The sequence below is a fragment of the Microcystis sp. M_OC_Ca_00000000_C217Col genome, from assembly GCF_007095585.1.
In the GTDB taxonomy this organism is placed as follows: Bacteria; Cyanobacteriota; Cyanobacteriia; order Cyanobacteriales; family Microcystaceae; genus Microcystis; species Microcystis panniformis.
Map to the genome: position 1 here is coordinate 1 of NZ_SFBV01000346.1, position 2,500 is coordinate 2,500.

Genomic DNA, 2,500 nt, shown 5'->3' on the forward strand with positions numbered 1-2,500 from the left:
GAAGTTTCACAACCGAGTTCGGGATGGAATCGGAGTGGTGCCATCACGTTAAAGACACCAGGAAGGGTAGAACCCTCAAGACTGCAAAAGCTAGGGAAAAAGTGTTGAAAGAAGAATCAGGTCAAGCCCTCGGTCGGTTAGTACTCCTCGACTGCACTCGTTACCGAGCTTCCATCTAGAGCCTATCAACGGGTAGTCTACCCGAGACCTTACTGGCTTAATGCCATGAGAGCAATCATCTGGAGGTGGGCTTCCCACTTAGATGCTTTCAGCGGTTATCCGCTCCGCACATGGCTACCCTGCGTTTACCGTTGGCACGATAACAGGTACACCAGCGGTGCGTCCTTCCCGGTCCTCTCGTACTAAGGAAGGCTCCTCGCAATGCTCTTACGCCTACACCGGATATGGACCGAACTGTCTCACGACGTTCTGAACCCAGCTCACGTACCGCTTTAATGGGCGAACAGCCCAACCCTTGGGACCGACTTCAGCCCCAGGTTGCGATGAGCCGACATCGAGGTGCCAAACCTCCCCGTCGATGTGAACTCTTGGGGGAGATCAGCCTGTTATCCCTAGAGTAACTTTTATCCGTTGAGCGACGGCCCTTCCACGCGGTGCCGTCGGATCACTAAAGCCGACTTTCGTCCCTGTTCGACTTGTGGGTCTCACAGTCAAGCTCCCTTCTGCTTTTGCACTCTATCGTCCCATTTCCAACGGGACCGAGGGAACCTTTGCGCGCCTCCGTTACCTTTTAGGAGGCGACCGCCCCAGTCAAACTGCCCACCTGAAACTGTCTCCCGCCCCGATCAGGGGTCAGGGTTAGAATTCTAGCCTCGCCAGAGTGGTATCTCACCGTTAGCTCCACCCTCCCCACGAGGAGAGTTTCAAAGCTTCCCACCTATCCTGCGCAAGCGAAGCCCGAAGCCAATTCCAGGCTACAGTAAAGCTTCATAGGGTCTTTCTGTCCAGGTGCAGGTAGTCCGTATCTTCACAGACAATCCTATTTCGCCGAGTCTCTCTCCGAGACAGTGCCCAGATCGTTACGCCTTTCGTGCGGGTCGGAACTTACCCGACAAGGAATTTCGCTACCTTAGGACCGTTATAGTTACGGCCGCCGTTCACCGGGGCTTCGGTCGTCAGCTTCAGATTACTCCTGACCAACTTCCTTAACCTTCCGGCACTGGGCAGGCGTCAGCCTCCATACTGCGTCTTACGACTTGGCGGAGACCTGTGTTTTTGGTAAACAGTCGCCTGGGCCTATTCACTGCGACCCTCTTGCGAGGGTACCCCTTCTCCCGAAGTTACGGGGTCATTTTGCCGAGTTCCTTAGAGAGAGTTATCTCGCGCCCCTTAGTATTCTCTACTTCCCCACCTGTGTCGGTTTCGGGTACAGGCAATTAATGATTAACGTGGTTCGGGCTTTTCTAGGAAGCTTGATCAGCGCCACTTCCCTCCCGTGGGAGGTGGGACTCGCGTCTTAGCTCCTGGTGTTTTCGCCACCTCTCATCGCCTCGACTGCTTGCACTGGTAACCAACATCCAGCTGACGTTGACCTTCTCCGTTCTCCGGCACAATCATTAATCGGTACGGGAATGTTAACCCGTTGTCCATCGACTACGCTTTTCAGCCTCGCCTTAGGTCCTGACTGACCCTCCGCGGACGAGCCTTGCGGAGGAAACCTTGGGGTTTCGGGGTGTGGGATTCTCACCCACATTTTCGCTACTTAAGCCGACATTCTCACTTCTATAGAGTCCACAGCTGCTTGCCGCTACTGCTTCACCCCCTATAGAACGCTCCCCTACCACTACAATGTAGTCCACAGCTTCGGTAGATAACTTAGCCCCGTTCATTTTCGGCGCAGGAGCGCTTGACCAGTGAGCTATTACGCACTCTTTTAAGGATTGCTGCTTCTAGGCAAACCTCCTGGTTGTCAATGCACTCCCACCTCCTTTCTCACTTAGTTATCATTTGGGGACCTTAGCTGGTGGTCTGGGCTGTTTCCCTCTTGACGATGAAGCTTATCCCCCACCGTCTCACTGGTAGTTTTTTTAGCCGTATTCAGAGTTTGCCTCGCCTTGGTACCGGTCTCCCAGCCCGCGGCGAAACAGTGCTTTACCCCGACTAAACTTCCACTACCGCTGCGCCTCAACACATTTCGGGGAGAACCAGCTAGCTCCGAGTTCGATTGGCATTTCACCCCTAACCACAGCTCATCCGCTAATTTTTCAACATTAGTCGGTTCGGACCTCCACTTGGTTTTACCCAAGCTTCATCCTGGCCATGGTTAGATCACCCGGGTTCGGGTCTACAAATTATGACTTTTCGCCCTGTTCAGACTCGCTTTCGCTGGGGCTGTGGGGTCTTCCCCCTTCACCTGCCATAACCTGTAAGTCGCCGGCTCATTCTTCAACAGGCACACGGTCAGACGTTCAATCGTCCTCCCATTGCTTGTAGGCTAACGGTTTCATGTTCTATTTCACTCCCCTTCCGGGGTTCTTTT

At 53.8% G+C, this 2,500-nt stretch carries 1 rRNA gene (cut by a window edge); it reads right to left on the minus strand.

Annotation, left to right across the window (positions count from 1 at the left end):
• Window positions 1-117: 117 nt before the first annotated feature.
• Window positions 118-2,500: ribosomal RNA gene (locus EWV66_RS22295) — 23S ribosomal RNA — on the minus strand (it continues 497 nt past the right edge of the window).